This is a genomic window from Virgifigura deserti (assembly GCA_003576685.1).
Classification (GTDB): Bacteria; Pseudomonadota; Alphaproteobacteria; order Dongiales; family Dongiaceae; genus Virgifigura; species Virgifigura deserti.
Map to the genome: position 1 here is coordinate 502536 of QOZR01000001.1, position 18705 is coordinate 521240.

The following is an 18705-nucleotide window of genomic DNA, read 5'->3' on the forward strand; positions in this document are numbered from 1 at the left end:
ACAGCCGGGCTGGCATCCAGCGACGTGGTGCGGCGGTAGAACGATCCTGCCGGCGATTCGTCGCGTTCTGCGGAGTGGCTGGGGCCTTCTCGCGATAGGGATCGTGGTCGGCACCGCCGTCAGCCTCCTGCTGGCGAGTTGGACAGCGGTGGAAGACGCGCCGGCACTGCGTGGGGAGATCGCCACCGCAACGCCCCCTTCAGCGATTGCGCCAACCGCCGGCACCCCACATAACGGCACTGCGGATGACGCCGCCGTTCGGCCCACTGAGCCTGGTTCCCCGCCCGACGCAGGGCCCGATCAACGTGCCTCGCCCCGCATCGAGTCGCCCCCCGAATCCAGCTCGACCGAATCGAGCTCGGGCTCCGCCCCGCAAACGGCCCACCTGCCTAGGGCGACGCAACCGCCGGTTCCCACGCAAGAGCCGCCGGCCTGGCTGCGCAATGCCGTCGCGACGCCGGATATCGGCGACCGGCCGATGATCGCGATCGTGATCGACGACCTTGGGCTGAACCGGATCAACGCGAAGCGGGTGATTGCACTGCCGGGGCCGCTGACCCTAGCGTTCATGACCTATGCCAAGGATCTCGACCGCCAGACGCGTGCGGCCCGGGCAGCTGGGCACGAGCTGATCGTGCATCTGCCGATGGAGCCCCTCGGCGACAGATTCGATTCCGGCCCGAACACGCTGGAGGTGGACCTGCCGCCCGACGAGCTGCTCCGCCGTCTGCGCTGGGGGCTCACCCGATTCGGCGGTTATGTCGGGATCAACAACCATATGGGCAGCCGGTTCACCGGCTGGGACACCGGCATGGCGCTGGTGCTCGAGGAACTCCGCGCCCGCGGGCTGTTGTTCCTGGACTCCCGGACCATCGGCAACAGCGTCGCCAAGCAGGTGGCGCAGACGGTCGGCGTACCTTATGCCGGCAGGGACGTTTTTCTCGACAACGAATCATCGGCCGAGGCCGTGCGCGAACGCCTCGCCGAAACCGAGACGATCGCGCGACGCTACGGCTTCGCCGTTGCCATCGGCCACCCCCACGATGGCACGATCGAAGCGCTGAGCGGCTGGCTGCCGACGCTGGCCGAACGCGGTTATGTCCTGGTTCCGATCAGCGGGATCGTGCGCCGCAATCTCGCGGCGTCGGGGTGACGATCACCCGCGCTGAGCAGCGAAACGGACAGCTTCTTCGGCTGCACGGACTAGCGCACGGGCCTTGTTGCAGGTTTCCTGATACTCCGCTTCGGGATCGCTGTCGGCGACGACGCCGCAGCCGGCCTGCACATACATGACCCCGTCCTTCACCACTGCGGTGCGGAGCGCGATGCAGGTGTCCATCATCCCATTGGCAGCGAAATAGCCGATCGCCCCGCCATAGATGCCGCGCCGGTCCGGCTCAAGCTCGTCGATGATCTCCATCGCCCGCACCTTCGGCGCGCCCGAGACAGTACCCGCGGGAAAGCCGGCGATCAGCGCGTCCATGGCATCATGCTCGCCCTCGATCTCGCCGACCACGTTGGAGCTGATATGCATCACGTGGGAGTAGTATTCGATCACCATCTGCTCGGTGACCTTCACCGTTCCCACCTTGGCGACCCGGCCGACATCGTTGCGGCCGAGATCGAGCAGCATCAGATGCTCGGCCACCTCCTTGGGATCGGCCAGCAACTCGGCCGCGAGGGCGCGATCCTCCTCGGGCGTGGCGCCGCGCCGGCGCGTCCCGGCCAGCGGCCGGATCGTCACCTTGCCGTCGCGCAGACGGACCAGGATCTCGGGGCTGGAGCCGACGACGGCGAACTTGCCGAAATCGAGGAAGAAGAGGAAGGGGGAGGGATTCAGGCGGCGCAGCGCCCGATAGAGCGAAAAGGGCGGCAGCCGGAACGGTACCGCGAAGCGCTGCGAGGGCACGACCTGAAAGATATCGCCGGCGAAGACGTACTCCTTGGCCTTTTCGACCATGGCATGAAACTGCGACCGGCTCATGTTCGAGGTCGGCTCCGGCGGCTCGGCCGTTGCCGCCGCCGTTCCCCTGTGGGGCAGGCTGCGCTCGAAGTCTTCGAGGATCTCGGTCAGTCGCTCGCAGGCTTGGTCGTAGACGGCCCGGGCCGTCGCGTCGCCGCGAGGCCAGACCGGCGTGACGATCGTCACCAGGTTCTCGAAATTGTCGAAGATCGCCGTGACGGTAGGGCGCAGGAACAGGCCATCCGGAATGCCGAGCACATCGGCATTGTCGTCCGGCAACCGCTCCATCAGTCGCACCATATCGTAGCCCATATAGCCGAACAGCCCGGCGGCCATCGGCGGCAGCGTCGACGGCGTCTCGATCCGGGATTCGGCGAGAAGGGCGCGCAGGGACTCGATTGCGCCGGCCGTGCAAGGCTCGAATGCGTCGGCATCGAAGCGGGCGCGGCGGTTGATCTCCGCCTTGTCGCCGCTGCAGCGCCAGATCAAGTCCGGCTTCAGCCCGATGAAGGAGTAACGGCCCCGAACGGCACCGCCTTCGACCGATTCGAGAAGAAAGCTGTTCGGCCGGCCATCGGCGAGCTTCAGCATCGCGGAAACCGGCGTCTCCAGATCCGCCACCAGCGTCGTCCAGACCACCTGCGGCCGCCCCGCCGCATAGGTAGCGGCGAAGCTCTCGAAATCCGGCTCGACCTGCATTGTCTAGAACAGCGCGTCGATCGCGCTTGGGTTCGTCGTCACCTCGACTTCCCGCCGTAGGGCGTCGCCGAACTGGGTGATGATGTCGCCGGTCATCGCCTCGGTGACCGTTCGGCGCAGATCGTTCACCCGGACCGAATCGGTCGCCGCATCGGCGGGCTCGATCTCGGTCAGCTGCGCCACGACATGGCCTTCATTCACGGCGGCCGTGGCAACGCCGCCGTCCTCGAGCGTGAACAGTTTCGCCGTCAGCTCCTGCGGGACGTTGGCGGCCGGATCGCCGGCATCGCGACGGACAGGCTTCGACGTCTGAACCGTCAGCCCGAGCTCCGACGCGACCGCGGACAGCGCCTCGCCGCCGCGCACACGTTCGGCCGCGGCTTCTGCCTTCTCCGCAGCGGCCTCCGCGCGCTGCGCCGCTTCCCAGTCGGCAACCACCTGCTCGCGCACCTCCTCCAACGGCCGCAGCGCCGGAGGTTGCACGCTGTTGACGCGCAGGATGGCGTATCCGCCTCCGCGCGTCTCGGTGAGGGCGCTGTCCTCACCCTCTGGCGTCGAGAAGGCGAGCGACAGCAGGGCCGGACGCCCGACGAGCGCGGTATCCGTGCCGTTCGGCGCCTTTCCGGCGGCACTCACGGCCTCGATCTGCGTCATGTTCAGGTTGAGCTGCTCCGCTGCTTCCTTCAGCGAGGCGCCGCCCGCAAGCTCGTCCTCGAGCTGGTTCGCGATGCTGATGATACTGTCGACCGCCTGGTTCATCGCGATGTCGTGACGAAGCTCTTCCTCGAGCTCCTCGAAGGTCGGGGCATGCGCCGGCTCGACCTCGGTTACATGCAGGAGATGCCATCCCAGAGGACTCTGGACCGGTGCGGACACCTGCCCTTCGGCGGGGGTGAAGGCAGCATCCGAGAGCTCCTGCAGCATCGTCGCCCGCTCGACGGTGCCGAGATCGATCGGCGCGCCGCCGGTGGTACGCTGCGCCACTTCGGCAAAGGCCAGCCCTTCGCGCAGCATGTCCGCCGCCGCCTTTGCGGCCGCCTCGTCCGGGAACACGATCTGCTCGATTTGGCGCCGCTCAGGCACATTGAACCCGCCACGCCGCTCCTCATAGGCGGCCCGCACGTCCTCGTCCGAGACCTTGATTTCCTTGGCCAGTTCCTGCGGCGACAGTTCTACGATGGCGACCGACCGGTACTCCGGCGCCTGGTAGCGGTCGGCATGCCCCTCATGGAAGGCCGCAAGCGCCGCGTCGTCGGGTGTCGGGATCCCCGTGATGCTGCTGGCCGGGATCAGCAGGGTTTCCGCCACCCGGGTCTCAGCGCGGTAGGAATGCAGCGCCTCGACCAGCGCCGGCGGTGCGCTCACGCCCGCCGTCACTGCGCTCACCAGATGATCGCGCGCGATGTCCCGTCGAAGCAGCGCGACATATTCGGGTTCCGTCAATCCGTTCTGCTGCAGCAGGAAGTTGAAGCGAGACCGGTCGAACTGCCCCAGATCGTTCCGAAACACCGGATCGTTCCTGATTTGCTGAACCACCAGATTATCCGGAACAGTCATGCCGATCTCTGTCGCATAGACGTTGAACAGCGTGCGCGAGATCATGTCATTGAGGACGCGCCGGTCCAGACCCATCTGACGAGCCTGCTCGACATCGAGCTGCCCCCGGAACAGCGATTGCAGCCGGTTCATCTCACGGCGGAATTCCCGCGACAGCTGCTCACCGGTGATCGCGACGTCGCCGACCTTGGCCACGGTGGCTTCCTGGCCGGGGGAGCGGAAGATGTCGCCGATTCCCCAGACGGCAAAACTGGCGACGAGCAGAAGAAAGAGGATCTTGACGACCCAGGAGGACACGGATGCGCGGAGCGTATTCAGCATGACGGGATGCAGCAGTACTCGATCAAGGGAATCCCTGCCGACCTTCCACGAAAGCCACACCGAACAAATCGTTAGCGGCAGGGTCGACAAATTTGCCGGCATCATAGGCGGGGGATAATTGCCGGGCAACAAGAATGGGGCGATGGTAAAGGAGGTTATCGGGTGGCTGGCATCGTTCAACCATTTGTGTTACGGAACGGCGGCCGCCAACAGCAATCAGGATGTCCCATGAGCCCGGCTTCAGGCGCTCCGCAGCGTCGCACTCTGATCGCCGGAAACTGGAAGATGAACGGCCGCCGAGCGGACGGGCTCGCGCTGGCCGAGGATCTGGCGCGTCGCGCCGCCGGGTCGGCCGCCGGCCAACTCGCCTGCGATCTGCTGATCTGTCCGCCGACCACACTTTTGATCCCGCTTGGAGAGGCGCTTGCCGGGAGCCCGATCGCACTGGGCGGCCAGGACTGCCACTGGGCCGAGAAGGGCGCCCACACAGGTGATGTCAGCGCCGCCATGCTGGCCGATGCCGGCTGTCGTTTCGTCATAGTCGGCCATTCCGAGCGGCGCGCCGATCATGGCGAAACCGATGCCGCCGTGCGCGACAAGGCCCGTGCCGCCCTGGCCGCCGGCCTCACGGCTATTATCTGTCTGGGCGAGATCGAGGCCGCCCGCGAGCGCGGCGAGACGCTGGCCGTCGTTGAAGGGCAGTTGAACGACTCCCTGCCGGAGCAGGCCTCGGCGGCGAACACCGTCATCGCCTACGAGCCGGTCTGGGCGATCGGCAGCGGCCGGACGCCGACGGTGGAGGAGATCGCGCGGGTTCATGGCCATCTGCGGCGCAAGCTTCAGGACCGGATGTCGGACGGCGATCGGGTCCGCATCCTCTATGGCGGGTCGGTCAAGGCGGCGAACGCGGCCGAAATTCTCGCGATCGACGAGGTGGACGGCGCGTTGATCGGCGGCGCCAGCCTCAAAGCCGACGAGTTTTGGGCGATCGCCCAAAGTTGCGGCTAGCGAAACCGGGCCAAAGACAGTACATAACCGCCGGATCCCAATTCGATGTGTTGCAACCGCTAGCTTGGCGGACGCGCCGGAGCGGAAGAAAGAGTATGGAAACAATTCTCCTAGTCATCCATTTGGTGCTGGCCGTCGCGCTGATCGGTGTCGTGCTGCTGCAGAAGAGCGAGGGCGGCGGCCTCGGCATTGGCGGCGGGGGCGGCGGGGGCGGCATGTCCGGCTTCATGTCCGGACGTGGCTCGGCCAACCTGCTGACCCGCGCCACCGCGATCCTGGCCGCCTGCTTCATGGTCACCAGCCTCGGCCTAGCTTGGCTCGTCAGCGGTCCCCGCGAGCCGGCGTCGATCTTCGATACGCCCGCAGCCGTCACTGAGGAACCAGCTGAAGCGCAGCCGCTGCAGGAGCCGGTGGCGCCGGTCGAGCCCGCGGAACCGCAATCGAGCGACCCGAGCGTCCCGCTCGGCCAGTAGCACATTCCGTGCATCAGAAGTTTTTTCGGGTCGGCGAGGATCAGGGCTTGCCGATGACCGTCAGTTCGTATGATAAGTGAGGTCCATGACGCGGTTCATTTTCATTACCGGCGGCGTGGTCTCCTCACTCGGCAAAGGTCTTTCGGCGGCGGCCCTCGGGGCGCTGCTGCAGGCGCGCGGGTTCAAGGTCAGGCTGCGGAAGCTCGATCCCTATCTGAACGTCGATCCGGGCACCATGAGCCCGTACCAGCATGGCGAGGTCTACGTCACCGACGACGGTGCGGAAACCGACCTCGACCTCGGCCATTACGAGCGCTTCACCGGTGTCGCGTCGCGGCGCAGCGACAATGTGACGGCGGGCCGGATCTATTCCACCGTTCTCGCGAAGGAGCGGCGGGGTGACTATCTGGGCGGCACGGTTCAGGTCATTCCGCACGTCACCGACGCGATCAAGGAGTTCATCCGCGCCGACATCGTCGACGAGGATTTTGTGCTGTGCGAGATCGGCGGCACCGTCGGCGATATCGAAAGCTTGCCGTTCCTCGAGGCCATTCGCCAGCTCGGCAACGAGCTCGGGCGCGAGCGCGCGCTGTTCCTTCATCTGACGCTCGTTCCCTGGATTCCCTCGGCGGGCGAGCTCAAGACCAAGCCGACGCAGCATTCCGTCAAGGAGCTGCTTGGCGTCGGAATTCAGCCCGACATCCTGCTGTGCCGCTGCGATCGGGAGATTCCGCCCGACGCGCGGCGCAAGATCGCGCTCTTCTGCAACCTGCGGCCGGAAGCCGTCATCCAGGCACTCGACGTCGATACGATCTATCAGGTCCCGGTCGCCTATCACAGCCAGGGATTCGATCGCGAGGTCTGCCGGCATTTCGGCATCGAGCCGCCGGCGCCGGACCTCGGAGGCTGGCATCGGGTCGTCGAGCGGGTCCGGGCGCCGGAGGGCGAGGTCTCGATCGCCGTAGTCGGGAAATATACCTCGCTGCCGGATTCCTATAAATCGCTGGCGGAAGCGCTTGCCCATGGCGGCATCGCCAACAATGCCCGGGTCAAGCTGGACTGGATCGATTCGGAGATCTTCGAGTCAGGCGACGCGATCCAGCGGCTCGAGAATGTCAACGGCATCCTGGTGCCCGGCGGCTTCGGCGAGCGGGGCACCGAGGGCAAGGTGATGGCGGCGCGTTTCGCCCGCGAGCGCAATGTGCCCTATTTCGGGATCTGCTTCGGAATGCAGATGGCGGTGATCGAAGCGGCGCGCAATCTGGCCGATATTCCGAACGCGGGGTCGACCGAGTTCGGGGCCAATGCGGACCCGGTCGTCGGGCTGATGACCGAATGGATGCGCGGCAATGTGCTGGAGCGTCGGAGCGACGCGAGCGATCTTGGCGGGACCATGCGTCTCGGTGCATATGACTGCGTCCTGCAGCCGGGCAGCCTCGTTCACAAGATTTACGGGGCAGACCGGATCAGCGAGCGTCACCGTCACCGCTACGAGGTGAACATCCATTACAAGGATCGGCTGGAAGCAGCCGGCCTGTTGTTCTCCGGGCTCTCGCCGGATGGGGTGCTGCCGGAGATCGTCGAGCTTCCCGGCCATCGCTGGTTCGTCGGCGTGCAGTTCCATCCGGAGCTGAAGTCGCGGCCGTTCGAACCGCATCCTCTGTTCACCTCATTCATCGAGGCGGCGCTTGCGCAGTCGCGTCTCGTGTAACGGAAGGCGGGTACGACGCTCATGACCGAACCGCATCACGTCCAAGTCGGCCCCCTTTCCATCGGCAACGACCGGCCGCTGGTGCTGATCGCCGGCCCATGCGCCCTGGAATCCAGAGCCCACGCGCAGGAGATGTGCCACGCTTTGACCGAGCTGACGGGCAAGCTGGGTATCGGTCTGATCTACAAAACCTCCTTCGACAAGGCGAACCGGACGAGCCTGTCCGGCGCGCGCGGCGTCGGCATGGCGAAGGGGCTGCCGATCCTCGCGGAGTTGCGCGAAAGCTTCGGCTGTCCGGTGCTGACCGACGTGCATGCAGCCGATCAATGCGCGCCGGTCGCGGAGGCGGTCGACGTCCTGCAGATTCCGGCCTTTCTCTGCCGGCAGACCGACCTGCTTGTCGCCGCGGCGGAAACCGGCCGGGCGATCAACGTCAAGAAGGGGCAGTTCCTGGCGCCCTGGGACATGAAGCAGGTCGCCGCCAAGATGGCGCAAGCCGGCAACCAAAAAATTCTGCTGTGCGAGCGCGGCGCCAGCTTCGGCTACAATACGCTGATCACCGATATGCGCAGCCTGCCGATCCTTGCCGATACGGGCTATCCGGTCGTGTTCGACGCGACGCATTCGGTGCAGCAGCCGGGCGGGCAGGGCAGCTCGAGCGGCGGGCAGCGCGAGTTCGTGCCGGTCCTAGCGCGCGCCGCCGTCGCCGTCGGCGTCGCCGCGGTGTTCATGGAAACGCATGAGGATCCGGACCGCGCGCCGAGCGACGGCCCCAACATGATGCCGCTGAAACAGATGCCGGCGCTGCTGCAGACCTTGCTGGAATTCGACAGGTTGGCGAAGGCAAACCCAGTCTAGCTCCGCCGACCAACCGGGGAGGCCGTCGATGATCGAGCAGTTCCGCGCCATGGCGCGCAACAATGTCTGGTCGAACCACCGGCTGCTGAATGCGTGCGCGAAGCTCTCCGATACGGAGTATCGGGCGAAGCGGGTCAGCTTCTTTCCCTCCATTCACCTGACCTTGAACCATATCCTGATTATCGACTGGTATTACATCGACGCGCTTACCCGCGGCGGGAAAGGGCCGGCGCTCTACGCGGACCAGGAGCCCTTTGCGCAGTTCGCGGATCTCGCCGAGGCGCAGCGTGATTCCGACCTGCGCCTCGTCGGCTTCTGCGACGGGCTGGACGATGCGGCGGTCGGCGGCACGGTCGAGCTGGTCCGCTCCGAGGGGCGGCGCTATGTCGAGACGACGGACCGCGTGCTCTGTCATCTCTTCACCCACCAGACCCATCACCGGGGGCAGGTGCATGCGATGCTGTCCGGCACCAGCATTGCGCCGCCGCAACTCGATGAGTTCTTCCTGGCCCAGGACGCCGGGCTGCGCGCCGAAGAAATGCGCGCTCTCGACTTCATCGAACCCACATTGTGACTGAAAGAGGGACACCATGACCGCGATCATCGACATTCACGGGCGGGAAATTCTCGACAGCCGAGGCAATCCGACCGTCGAGGTGGATGTGACGCTGGAGAGCGGCGCCTTCGGACGGGCCGCCGTGCCGTCCGGTGCCTCGACCGGTGCCCATGAGGCGGTCGAGCTGCGCGACGGTGACAAGGCGCGCTATGGCGGCAAGGGTGTCATGCAGGCGGTCGATGCCGTCAACGGCGAGATTTTCGACCTGCTGTCGGGCATGGATGTCGAGGATCAGGTGCATCTGGATGAGCTGATGATCCGGCTCGACGGCACGCCGAACAAGTCGCGGTTGGGCGCGAATGCCATCCTCGGCGTCAGCCTGGCGGCGGCGAAGGCGGCGGCGGAGGAGGCGGGGCTGCCGCTCTTCCGTTATGTCGGCGGCACTCAGGCCCGCACACTGCCGGTGCCGATGATGAACATCATCAATGGCGGCGCCCATGCGGACAATCCAATCGACATCCAGGAGTTCATGGTCATGCCGGTGGCCGCCGACAGCATGGCGGACGCGGTGCGCATGGGCGCGGAGGTGTTCCATGCGCTCAAGAGCCGCCTCAAGGACGCCGGGCACAACACCAATGTTGGCGACGAGGGCGGCTTCGCGCCCAATCTGGCGAGCAGCCAGGAAGCCCTCGATTTCATCATGCAGGCGATCGAGCGGGCCGGCTACAAGCCGGGCGAACAGGTCGCCCTGGCGCTCGACGCCGCCTCGACCGAGTTCTTCAAGGACGGCAAATACAATCTTGCCGGCGAAAGCAAGACCCTCGATGCCGACGGCATGGTGCGGTTCTACGAGGATCTCGTCGGCCGTTATCCGATCGTCTCGATCGAGGACGGCATGGCCGAAGACGACTGGCAGGGCTGGGCGGCATTGACGCACACGATCGGCGATCGGGTCCAACTCGTCGGCGACGACGTCTTCGTCACGAACCCGGCGCGCCTGCGCGACGGGATCGCACAGAACGTCGCCAACGCGATTCTCGTGAAAGTGAACCAGATCGGGACGCTGACGGAGACGCTGGAGGCGGTGGAGACCGCGCATAAGGCCGGATATCGGGCCGTCCTCTCCCACCGCTCGGGCGAGACGGAGGATGCGACCATCGCCGACCTTGCGGTTGCCACGAATTGCGGTCAGATCAAGACCGGCTCGCTGTCGCGCTCTGATCGATTGGCGAAATACAATCAACTCCTGCGGATCGAGGAACAGCTTGGGGCCGCCGCGCGCTATGCGGGTATGGCCACTCTCCGCCGCAATTCATGAAAATCGTGCTGTCTCAGCGGGCTGGCGGCTCGCCGAGACCGCTTTACGCTTGACGGCAGTGATTCGGTCATGATTCGCTGATCCGCGATGGTCATCATCCAAGAGCTTCGCCAACGCGCGCGGCTGATCGCCTTACCGGTGGTCGCCGCCTGCTTTGTTGCTTACTTCCTCTATCACGCCGTGCAGGGCGATCGCGGAATCATTGCCTGGATCGTGCTTAGCCAGCAGATCCGCGATGCGGAGGCGACGCTTGCGGATATCGCGGCGGAGCGGAGGGTCCTCGAGCGCCGGGTCGAGCTACTTCGACCGGAGAGCCTCGATCCGGACCTCCTGGAGGAGCGCGCAAGGGCCGTACTGAATTTCGCGCGTCCCAACGAGTTGATCATTCTACTCGACGACGATACCTCGCCGTAAAGCTGCCGGCCAATCCGGCAGATCAACCCAATCCGTCAATTAACTATAATCAAGTTAATTTGGCTTTTCCGTATTGTTTTCAAAGTTTTAACTCAACTTTAAGCATACTTGCCTTTGTTATCGCCACGTACTAGTTATGAGCAAAGACGCGCCGTACGGGATTTACGCCCTCACGTGAGGGGGCAAGACGGACGCCGACGGGAGGATTCATGGCTGCGACCGCCAAGCGCAAAACCAAATCGACGCCTAAAACTGCCGATTCCGGTCAGCTGCTGAAGTATTACCACGACATGCTGCTGATCCGGCGGTTCGAGGAGAAGGCGGGGCAGCTCTACGGCATGGGCCTGATCGGCGGTTTCTGCCACCTCTATATCGGCCAGGAAGCGGTCGTCGTCGGAATGCAGGCTGCCATCACCGAGAACGACACCGTCATTACCAGCTATCGCGACCATGGGCATATGCTGGCCTGCGGCATGGACCCGAAAGGGGTGATGGCGGAGCTGACCGGCCGGCGCGGCGGCTATTCGAAAGGCAAGGGCGGCTCCATGCACATGTTCAGCCGCGAGAGGAATTTCTTCGGCGGCCACGGCATCGTCGGCGCGCAGGTGCCGATCGGCACCGGTCTCGCCTTCGCCCATCGCTATCTGGAGAACGGGAATGTCTGCCTGACCTATCTCGGCGACGGCGCGGTGAATCAGGGGCAGGTCCACGAATCCTTCAATATGGCGGCGCTTTGGAAGTTGCCCGTCATCTACGTCATCGAGAACAACAAGTACGGCATGGGAACGAGCGTCGCGCGTTCCTCGGCGCAGCAGGATCTCTACCGGCACGGCCAGGCCTATGGAATTCCGGGCGAGCAGGTCGACGGCATGGACGTGCTGGCCGTGAACGCGGCCGGCGACAAGGCCGTGGCGCATGTCCGAGCCGGCAAGGGCCCTTATATCCTCGAAATGCTGACCTACCGGTATCGCGGGCACTCGATGTCCGACCCGGCGAAGTACCGGACCAAGGAGGAGGTCAGCAAGATGCGCCAGGAGCACGATCCGATCGATACGCTGCGCAAGCATCTGCTCGAGGGCCAGCATTCCGACGAAGCGGGTTTGAAGAACATCGACCGGGAGATCCGAGAAGTGATCTCCGCGGCGACCGAGTTCGCGCAGAACAGTCCCGAACCCGACCCGTCCGAGCTCTATACCGATGTCCTCGCGGAAGCGTGACGTGCGGAAGAGCCGCCGCATGACGCCGCCGTCGCGTCTCGTTTTTCTGCAAGGGGAGTAAGATGCCGATCAAGGTTCTGATGCCGGCTTTGTCGCCGACGATGACGGAAGGCAATCTGGCGAAGTGGCACAAGCAGGAAGGCGACGCGGTTCAGCCGGGCGACGTGATCGCCGAGATCGAGACCGACAAGGCGACGATGGAGGTCGAGGCGGTCGACGAGGGCAAGCTCGGCAAGATCCTGGTGCCGGAGGGCAGCGAGGGGGTGAAGGTGAACGCGGTCATCGCCCTGCTGCTCGAAGAGGGCGAGGAGGAAAGCGCCCTCAAGGACGGTGGGAGCCAGAATGGCGCCAGTCAGTCGGGGCCGGTGGTTTCGACGACGGCGCCTGAGAGGCCCGCCAGCGACGAGGGGCAGCCCGGCCCGGATCGCCCCGTCGACGCGCAGCCGCCTCAGGTCAGGCCCGCCTCGCCACTCGCCAACCGGCTGGCCGAGGTTGGTACGGAGGAAGAGCCGTTCCGCGGCGAGACCGTCACCACGACGGTCCGTGAGGCGCTGCGCGACGCCATGGTCGAGGAGATGCGGCGCGACCCCTCGGTGCTCCTGATGGGCGAGGAAGTCGCGGAGTATCAGGGCGCCTATAAGGTGAGCCAGGGACTGCTCGAAGAATTTGGCCCGAAGCGGGTGGTCGACACGCCGATTACGGAACATGGCTTTACTGGGCTGGCCGTCGGCGCCGCCTATTACGGCCTGCGGCCGATCGTCGAGTTCATGACCTTCAACTTCGCCATGCAGGCGATGGATCAGATCATCAATTCGGCGGCGAAGACCCGTTATATGTCCGGCGGTCAGATGGGCTGCCCGATCGTCTTCCGCGGTCCGAACGGTGCCGCGGCGCGGGTCGGGGCGCAGCACTCCCAGGAATATTCGAGTTGGTACGCCCACGTCCCGGGCCTGATCGTGGTTGCCCCCTATTCGGCGGCGGATGCCAAGGGCCTGCTGAAATCCGCCATCCGCAATCCCAATCCGGTGATCTTCCTGGAGAACGAGATTCTCTACGGCCAGAGCTTCGAGGTGCCGAAGGACCCCGACTTCACGGTTCCGATCGGCCGGGCCAAGGTCGTTCGCTCTGGCGCCGATGTGACGATCACGGCCTTTTCCATCCAGGTCGGCCAGGCGATAGCGGCGGCCGAGCGGCTTGCCGAGGAAGGCATCGATGCCGAGGTGATCGACCTGCGAACCATCCGTCCGATGGATACCGCCACCATCGTCGAATCGGTCAAGAAGACGAACCGGCTGGTGAGCGTTGAGGAGGGATGGGCCTTCGCCGGAATCGGCGCGGAGCTTGCCGCCGTGATGATGGAGCAGGCGTTCGACTGGCTCGACGCCCCGGTAGCGCGAGTTACGGGGGCCGACGTGCCGCTGCCCTACGCCGCCAATCTGGAGAAGCTGGCGCTGCCGCAACCCGACGATATCGTCAAGGCGGCGCGCGCCGTCTGCTACCGGTCCTGACGCCGGCGAGCCCATCCGCGAACCCACCCGGGGAGCCCACAAGGGGAAAGAAATGCCGATCAAGGTTCTGATGCCGGCTTTGTCGCCGACGATGACGGAAGGCAATCTGGCGAAGTGGCACAAGCAGGAAGGCGACGCGGTTCAGCCGGGCGACGTGATCGCCGAGATCGAGACCGACAAGGCGACGATGGAGGTCGAGGCGGTCGACGAGGGCAAGCTCGGCAAGATCCTGGTGCCGGAGGGCAGCGAGGGGGTGAAGGTGAACGCGGTCATCGCCCTGCTGCTCGAAGAGGGCGAGGAGGAAAGCGCCCTCAAGGACGGTGGGGGCGTGGCGGCGCCCGTCGAAACGCCGAAAGCCGCACCGCCCGAAGAACCGAAGCCGTCGCCCGAACCAGCGAAAGCGGAGGCCCCGGCGCCAGCCCCAGCCCCAGCTAAAGCAGGTGCACCGGAGAGTGCCCCGGCTCCGAGGCATGATGGTGAAGACCGTGTCTTCGCGAGCCCGCTCGCCCGCCGCATGGCCGCCCAGGCCGGGCTGGACCTGACCGGTGTAACCGGCAGTGGACCGAATGGCCGAATCGTCAAGACGGATATCGACGCGGCCCTAAGTCGGCCAGAGACCCGCGCAGAAGCGCGCCCCGAGCCGGCCCCGGCGGAGGCTCCGGCCGCCGCACGCGAGGCGGGGCTGCCGGCATTCACCGAACAGCCGAACAGCAACATGCGCAAGGTGATCGCCCGCCGGCTGAGCGAGGCGAAGCGCGAGGCGCCGCATTTCTATCTGACCATCGATTGCGAGATCGATGCGCTGCTGAAGATTCGCCAGGATCTCAACGGCCGCGCCGACGGGAAGTACAAGCTGTCGGTGAACGATTTCGTGATCCGCGCCTCGGCGCTCGCGCTCCGCCAGGTTCCGGCGGCGAACGCCTCCTGGACCGAGGCGGCGATCCGCCTTTACCAGTCGGCCGACATCTCGGTCGCCGTCGCGATCCCGAACGGGCTGATTACGCCCGTCGTCCGCAACGCCGACGCCAAGGGTCTCGCCGAGATCGCGAACGAGATGAAGGACCTGGCCGGCCGCGCCCGTGAGGGCAAGCTGAAGCCCGAGGAGTATCAAGGGGGGACCTTCAGCGTCTCGAATCTCGGGATGTACGGAATCCGCGAGTTCTCGGCCGTCATCAATCCGCCGCAGGGGGCGATCCTCGCGGTCGGCGCCGGCGAGCAGCGGCCGATCGTCCGCGACGGTTCGCTGGCCGTCGCGACGGTCATGAGCTGTACCCTCTCCGTCGATCACCGGGTCGTCGACGGGGCGACCGGCGCCGAGTTTCTCGCCGCCTTCAAGAGGTTGATCGAAGATCCCCTGACGATGCTGCTGTAGGAGTTGCGTGCGATGGCCGATACGTCCTTTGACCTCATCGTGGTCGGCGGCGGCCCCGGCGGCTATGTCGCCGCCATCCGCGCCGCCCAGCTCGGCATGAAGACGGCGGTGGTGGAGCGCGAGCATCTCGGCGGCATCTGCCTGAACTGGGGTTGCATCCCGACCAAGGCGCTGCTCCGCACCTCGGAGATCTCGCACCTGCTGCATCATCTCGACGAATATGGCTTCAGCGCGAAGGACATCGCCTTCGACATGTCAAAGATCGTCAAGCGCAGCCGCAAGGTCGCCGGGCAGTTGGCGAACGGGGTCAAGCATCTTCTGAAGAAGAACAAAGTCACGGTGTTCGACGGCCATGGCCGGCTGAACGGTCCCGGCAAGCTGGCGGTGACCAAGGACGGGAAGCCGGTCGCCGATTTGACGGCCAAGCATATCATCCTGGCGACCGGCGCGCGGGCCCGGACCATGCCCGGGCTCGAGCCCGACGGCAAGCGGATCTGGACCTATAAGGAGGCGATGGTCCCCGATCGCATGCCGAAATCGCTGCTGGTGGTCGGCAGCGGTGCCATCGGCATGGAGTTCGCCAGCTTTTATCGCGATCTCGGCGCCGAGGTGACGGTGATTGAAGTGATCGACCGCATCCTTCCCGCCGAAGACGAGGAAATCTCGGCCTTCGCCCGCAAGGCCTTCGAGAAGCAGGGCATGAAGATCATCACCGGCGCGATGGTGAAGGGAATGAAGGCGTCCGGCGACTCGGTGACGGCGACGATCGCCCACGGCGATAAGACGAGCGATGTCACCGTCGAGCGCGTCATTCTCGCCATCGGCATCGTCGCCAATGTCGAGGAACTCGGCCTCGAGGGCACGAAGGTCCAGGTCGACAAGGGCCGCATCCTCGTCGACGAGTGGTGCCGCACGGGCGAGCCCGGCGTCTACGCGATCGGCGACGTGGTCGGCCCGCCCTGGCTGGCGCACAAGGCGAGCCACGAGGGCGTGCTCTGCGTCGAGCGGATCGCCGGAATCGAGGGGGTGCATCCGCTGGATCGGACGAAAATCCCCGGCTGCACCTATTGTCGGCCGCAGATCGCCAGCGTCGGCCTGACTGAGGCGGCTGCGAAGGCGGCGGGCCACGAACTCAAGATCGGCCACTTCCCGTTCGTCGGCAATGGCAAGGCGATCGCGCTGGGCGAGCCCGAGGGAATGGTCAAGACCGTATTCGACGCGAAGACCGGAGAACTGCTCGGCGCCCATATGATCGGCGCGGAAGTCACCGAGCTGATCCAGGGCTTCACCATCGCGCGGACGCTCGAATCTACCGAGGCCGAGTTGATGCACACGATCTTCCCGCATCCGACGCTCTCGGAAATGATGCATGAGAGCGTGCTTGACGCCTATGGACGCGCGATCCACTTCTAGCTCCATGGAAGGCCTATCCGCATGAGTGCGCTCGACCCGAGGGCCAAGCTCCGCCACCCTGAGAAGGCGGACCGGCCCGCCACGCCGATCCCGCGGAAGCCGGACTGGATCCGCGTCAAGGCGCCGACCTCGCACGAGTATCACGAAACCCGGCAGCTGATGCGGCGGCTCGGTCTGAATACCGTCTGCGAGGAGGCGGCCTGTCCGAATATCGGCGAATGCTGGAAGCAGAAGCATGCGACGGTAATGATCCTCGGCAGCGTCTGCACCCGCGCCTGTGCCTTCTGCAATGTCGCGACCGGCCGGCCGGACCAGCTCGACCCGCATGAGCCGGCGCATGTCGCCGAGGCGGTCGGCGCATTGGCCTTGAGCCATGTCGTGATCACCTCGGTCGATCGCGACGACCTGCCGGACGGCGGGGCAGGGCATTTCGCCGAGGTCATCCGGCGCATTCGCGAGAGCGCGCCAGGTACGACGATCGAGGTGCTGACTCCCGATTTCCTGCGCAAGCCGGGCGCGATCGAAACCGTCGTCGAGGCCCGGCCGGACGTCTTCAATCACAATCTGGAGACCGTGCCGCGGCTCTATCGGCCGGTGCGTCCGGGCGCCCGCTACTTCCAGTCGCTGAAGCTCCTGTCCCATGTGAAGGAGATCGACCCGGCGATGTTCACCAAATCGGGGCTCATGGTCGGCCTCGGCGAGGAGAAGGAGGAAGTGCTCCAGGTGATGGACGATCTGCGCACGGCCGATGTCGATTTCCTGACGATCGGGCAGTATCTGCAGCCGACGCCGCGCCATCATCCGGTCGCCCGCTTCGTCACGCCGGAGGAGTTCGGGCAGTATCGCACGCTGGCTCTTGGCAAGGGCTTCCTACTCGCGGCCGCATCGCCATTGACCCGCTCCTCCTACCACGCCGGCAGCGATTTCGAGAAACTACGCGCTGCGCGAAAAGCCCGGCTGCACGAGCAAACCGCCGCCGAATAGGTCAATTTTCATGCCGACTCACGCGGAACAGCGGCTGCTGCCCTACAAGCCAGAAGATCTCTTCAATCTCGTCGCCGACGTCGAGAGCTATCCGGAGTTCCTTCCCTGGTGTCTCGCCGCGCGCGTCCGCAAGCGTGAAGGCGACACGGTCGAGGCCGACCTGGTGATCGGCTTCAAGATGGTGCGCGAGCGGTTCACCAGCCGGGTTCATCTGAACCGCCCGGAGATGCGGATCGACGTCGCCTATACCAAGGGGCCGTTCCGGTATCTGAACAACCACTGGAAGTTCGACCCGGGGCCGGATGGAGGCTGCCTCCTCGATTTCTATGTCGATTTCGAGTTCCGCTCGGCGCTGCTGCAGAAGATCATCGGCACCTTGTTCAACGAGGCGGTGCGCCGGATGGTCGCGGCCTTCGAGGCGCGCGCACGCCAGCTCTATGGCCCGCCGGCCGGCAACCCGGTGTCACGGCCCGCCTGAACAGCCCCCTTCACAGTTCCCGTCGCCGCGAAATACACCCGGCCCTCGACGCGCTCAAGTTGGCTGGGCCGGTGGCTCTCGGCCGAGAGGGCGGCAGCCTGCCCTGTCGCGACCGCGGCGATTACGCTGTCGAGGGCATCGCCCCCGGGATCGTCGAGTACCCGCTCTTCCAACTTCGCCGCCAGGGGCATTAGGGCGCCGCGAGCGACGAGTTCGTCCAGAATGCGCTGACGGGCCTCTCGGAGCAGGGGATCCCGCCCCTTGTAGGAGGGATAAAAGCGCATCGCTTTCAGCGTCGAGGCCGGGCAGATTTCGAAGAGCCAGGGCTTGCCTTCGATCGGCGCCTGCATTGGTAAGATGCAGGCGGATTCCTCCTGGACCAGCGGTGCCAGAAGATCGCGGATACCGTAGTAGGTTTGGCGATAGAGGCGCAGATTGTAGGCGGCGAAAGGCACCCGGGATACGCGATCCGTCGCGCGCTTCAGCTCGCGGCCGCCCGCGACTCCGCGACAGGCTTGGCGAAACGCGTCGGCCGTCGGGTAGCGCATGGCAAAGTTCCTGACATAGTCCTCCCAGCGCATTCCCCCGATGAACGGCGCCGCCAGGCTGAACGGGAAGTCGAGCCCGAAGGCTGCATTCTTCTGCTGGGCGATGAACCGGGCGAGGGCGGCGAGGCAGACCGCCCGCCCGACGCCCGATCCGGGAAGCTCCGCTCCCGGCCGGCAGCTCTCGATGTAAAGACTGTCATACTCGAAGCGGCCGGCGGCGACCCAGATCGCCCGACCGGCAGCTTCGGCGCCGCTGAAATCTACACCGAAAATTTCCATGCCGATCCCGGCAGTTCCGTTCATTGCC

General features: G+C 65.4%; 17 protein-coding genes. 14 read left to right on the forward strand and 3 right to left on the reverse strand.

Annotation, left to right across the window (positions count from 1 at the left end; translation table 11 throughout):
* The first annotated feature begins 478 nt into the window (after positions 1 to 478).
* Positions 479 to 1153, forward strand: a complete 675-nt coding sequence (locus tag DT069_RS24500; RefSeq protein WP_162912930.1) for a divergent polysaccharide deacetylase family protein — start codon at positions 479 to 481, stop codon at positions 1151 to 1153.
* Between the two features lie 3 nt (positions 1154 to 1156).
* Here the strand turns inward: DT069_RS24500 and trpE are convergent, their stop codons facing one another.
* Positions 1157 to 2662, reverse strand: coding sequence for an anthranilate synthase component I (trpE, locus tag DT069_RS02465; RefSeq protein WP_119458658.1), 1506 nt, complete (start codon positions 2660 to 2662; stop codon positions 1157 to 1159).
* A 3-nt stretch (positions 2663 to 2665) separates the two neighbouring features.
* A complete protein-coding gene (locus DT069_RS02470) occupies positions 2666 to 4540 on the reverse strand; it encodes a SurA N-terminal domain-containing protein (RefSeq protein WP_162912931.1) in 1875 nt (624 codons plus the stop codon).
* 228 nt (positions 4541 to 4768) lie between these two features.
* Between DT069_RS02470 and tpiA the strand changes: the two genes are divergently transcribed.
* From tpiA to DT069_RS02535, 13 genes are all read left to right on the forward strand, one after another.
* Positions 4769 to 5548, forward strand: a complete 780-nt coding sequence (gene tpiA, locus DT069_RS02475) for a triose-phosphate isomerase (RefSeq protein ID WP_119458660.1) — start codon at positions 4769 to 4771, stop codon at positions 5546 to 5548.
* A 95-nt stretch (positions 5549 to 5643) separates the two neighbouring features.
* Positions 5644 to 6021, forward strand: a complete 378-nt coding sequence (gene secG / locus DT069_RS02480) for a preprotein translocase subunit SecG (RefSeq protein ID WP_119458661.1) — start codon at positions 5644 to 5646, stop codon at positions 6019 to 6021.
* A gap of 85 nt (positions 6022 to 6106) precedes the next feature.
* On the forward strand, positions 6107 to 7732 hold the full coding sequence (locus DT069_RS02485; RefSeq protein ID WP_119458662.1) for a CTP synthase: 1626 nt from the start codon (positions 6107 to 6109) through the stop codon (positions 7730 to 7732).
* Between the two features lie 21 nt (positions 7733 to 7753).
* Positions 7754 to 8590: a 3-deoxy-8-phosphooctulonate synthase gene (gene kdsA / locus DT069_RS02490; RefSeq protein ID WP_119458663.1), complete on the forward strand. Its 837-nt coding sequence runs from the start codon at positions 7754 to 7756 to the stop codon at positions 8588 to 8590.
* Between the two features lie 28 nt (positions 8591 to 8618).
* Positions 8619 to 9164, forward strand: coding sequence for a DinB family protein (locus DT069_RS02495; RefSeq protein ID WP_119458664.1), 546 nt, complete (start codon positions 8619 to 8621; stop codon positions 9162 to 9164).
* 16 nt (positions 9165 to 9180) lie between these two features.
* Positions 9181 to 10464, forward strand: a complete 1284-nt coding sequence (gene eno, locus DT069_RS02500; protein WP_119458665.1) for a phosphopyruvate hydratase — start codon at positions 9181 to 9183, stop codon at positions 10462 to 10464.
* Positions 10465 to 10551: 87 nt separating this feature from the next.
* The gene (locus DT069_RS02505) at positions 10552 to 10878 is read left to right on the forward strand and encodes an FtsB family cell division protein (RefSeq protein ID WP_119458666.1); all 327 of its coding nucleotides are present in this window, start codon (positions 10552 to 10554) and stop codon (positions 10876 to 10878) included.
* Between the two features lie 209 nt (positions 10879 to 11087).
* Positions 11088 to 12095 carry a pyruvate dehydrogenase (acetyl-transferring) E1 component subunit alpha gene (pdhA, locus tag DT069_RS02510; protein ID WP_119458667.1) on the forward strand — a complete coding sequence of 336 codons (1008 nt, stop codon included), beginning with the start codon at positions 11088 to 11090 and terminating at the stop codon, positions 12093 to 12095.
* 62 nt (positions 12096 to 12157) lie between these two features.
* Positions 12158 to 13603, forward strand: coding sequence for a pyruvate dehydrogenase complex E1 component subunit beta (locus DT069_RS02515; protein ID WP_119458668.1), 1446 nt, complete (start codon positions 12158 to 12160; stop codon positions 13601 to 13603).
* Between the two features lie 52 nt (positions 13604 to 13655).
* Positions 13656 to 14975: a pyruvate dehydrogenase complex dihydrolipoamide acetyltransferase gene (locus DT069_RS02520; protein ID WP_119458669.1), complete on the forward strand. Its 1320-nt coding sequence runs from the start codon at positions 13656 to 13658 to the stop codon at positions 14973 to 14975.
* 12 nt (positions 14976 to 14987) lie between these two features.
* Positions 14988 to 16388 (forward strand): dihydrolipoyl dehydrogenase, encoded by a 1401-nt coding sequence (gene lpdA, locus DT069_RS02525; protein ID WP_119458670.1) that lies wholly within the window; start codon positions 14988 to 14990, stop codon positions 16386 to 16388.
* A gap of 21 nt (positions 16389 to 16409) precedes the next feature.
* A complete protein-coding gene (gene lipA, locus DT069_RS02530; RefSeq protein ID WP_119458671.1) occupies positions 16410 to 17372 on the forward strand; it encodes a lipoyl synthase in 963 nt (320 codons plus the stop codon).
* A gap of 10 nt (positions 17373 to 17382) precedes the next feature.
* Positions 17383 to 17850: a type II toxin-antitoxin system RatA family toxin gene (locus tag DT069_RS02535; protein WP_119458672.1), complete on the forward strand. Its 468-nt coding sequence runs from the start codon at positions 17383 to 17385 to the stop codon at positions 17848 to 17850.
* Here the strand turns inward: DT069_RS02535 and DT069_RS02540 are convergent.
* Entirely contained in the window at positions 17808 to 18701 is an 894-nt protein-coding gene (locus tag DT069_RS02540) for a DUF429 domain-containing protein (RefSeq protein ID WP_119458673.1), read from the reverse strand. The two genes, DT069_RS02535 and DT069_RS02540, sit on opposite strands and share 43 nt — an antisense overlap.
* Positions 18702 to 18705 lie beyond the last annotated feature (4 nt).

Bases quoted from the DNA above. Each gene is read 5' to 3' on its own strand.
- pdhA (WP_119458667.1), top strand. From the start codon at position 11,088: ATGGCTGCGACCGCCAAGCGCAAAACCAAATCGACGCCTAAAACTGCC.
- lipA (WP_119458671.1), top strand. From the start codon at position 16,410: ATGAGTGCGCTCGACCCGAGGGCCAAGCTCCGCCACCCTGAGAAGGCG.
- lpdA (WP_119458670.1), top strand. From the start codon at position 14,988: ATGGCCGATACGTCCTTTGACCTCATCGTGGTCGGCGGCGGCCCCGGC.
- DT069_RS02470 (WP_162912931.1), bottom strand. From the start codon at position 4,540: ATGCTGAATACGCTCCGCGCATCCGTGTCCTCCTGGGTCGTCAAGATC.
- tpiA (WP_119458660.1), top strand. From the start codon at position 4,769: ATGAGCCCGGCTTCAGGCGCTCCGCAGCGTCGCACTCTGATCGCCGGA.
- DT069_RS02540 (WP_119458673.1), bottom strand. From the start codon at position 18,701: ATGAACGGAACTGCCGGGATCGGCATGGAAATTTTCGGTGTAGATTTC.
- DT069_RS02505 (WP_119458666.1), top strand. From the start codon at position 10,552: ATGGTCATCATCCAAGAGCTTCGCCAACGCGCGCGGCTGATCGCCTTA.
- DT069_RS02495 (WP_119458664.1), top strand. From the start codon at position 8,619: ATGATCGAGCAGTTCCGCGCCATGGCGCGCAACAATGTCTGGTCGAAC.
- eno (WP_119458665.1), top strand. From the start codon at position 9,181: ATGACCGCGATCATCGACATTCACGGGCGGGAAATTCTCGACAGCCGA.
- secG (WP_119458661.1), top strand. From the start codon at position 5,644: ATGGAAACAATTCTCCTAGTCATCCATTTGGTGCTGGCCGTCGCGCTG.
- kdsA (WP_119458663.1), top strand. From the start codon at position 7,754: ATGACCGAACCGCATCACGTCCAAGTCGGCCCCCTTTCCATCGGCAAC.
- DT069_RS02515 (WP_119458668.1), top strand. From the start codon at position 12,158: ATGCCGATCAAGGTTCTGATGCCGGCTTTGTCGCCGACGATGACGGAA.
- trpE (WP_119458658.1), bottom strand. From the start codon at position 2,662: ATGCAGGTCGAGCCGGATTTCGAGAGCTTCGCCGCTACCTATGCGGCG.
- DT069_RS02520 (WP_119458669.1), top strand. From the start codon at position 13,656: ATGCCGATCAAGGTTCTGATGCCGGCTTTGTCGCCGACGATGACGGAA.
- DT069_RS24500 (WP_162912930.1), top strand. From the start codon at position 479: ATGATCGCGATCGTGATCGACGACCTTGGGCTGAACCGGATCAACGCG.
- DT069_RS02535 (WP_119458672.1), top strand. From the start codon at position 17,383: ATGCCGACTCACGCGGAACAGCGGCTGCTGCCCTACAAGCCAGAAGAT.
- DT069_RS02485 (WP_119458662.1), top strand. From the start codon at position 6,107: ATGACGCGGTTCATTTTCATTACCGGCGGCGTGGTCTCCTCACTCGGC.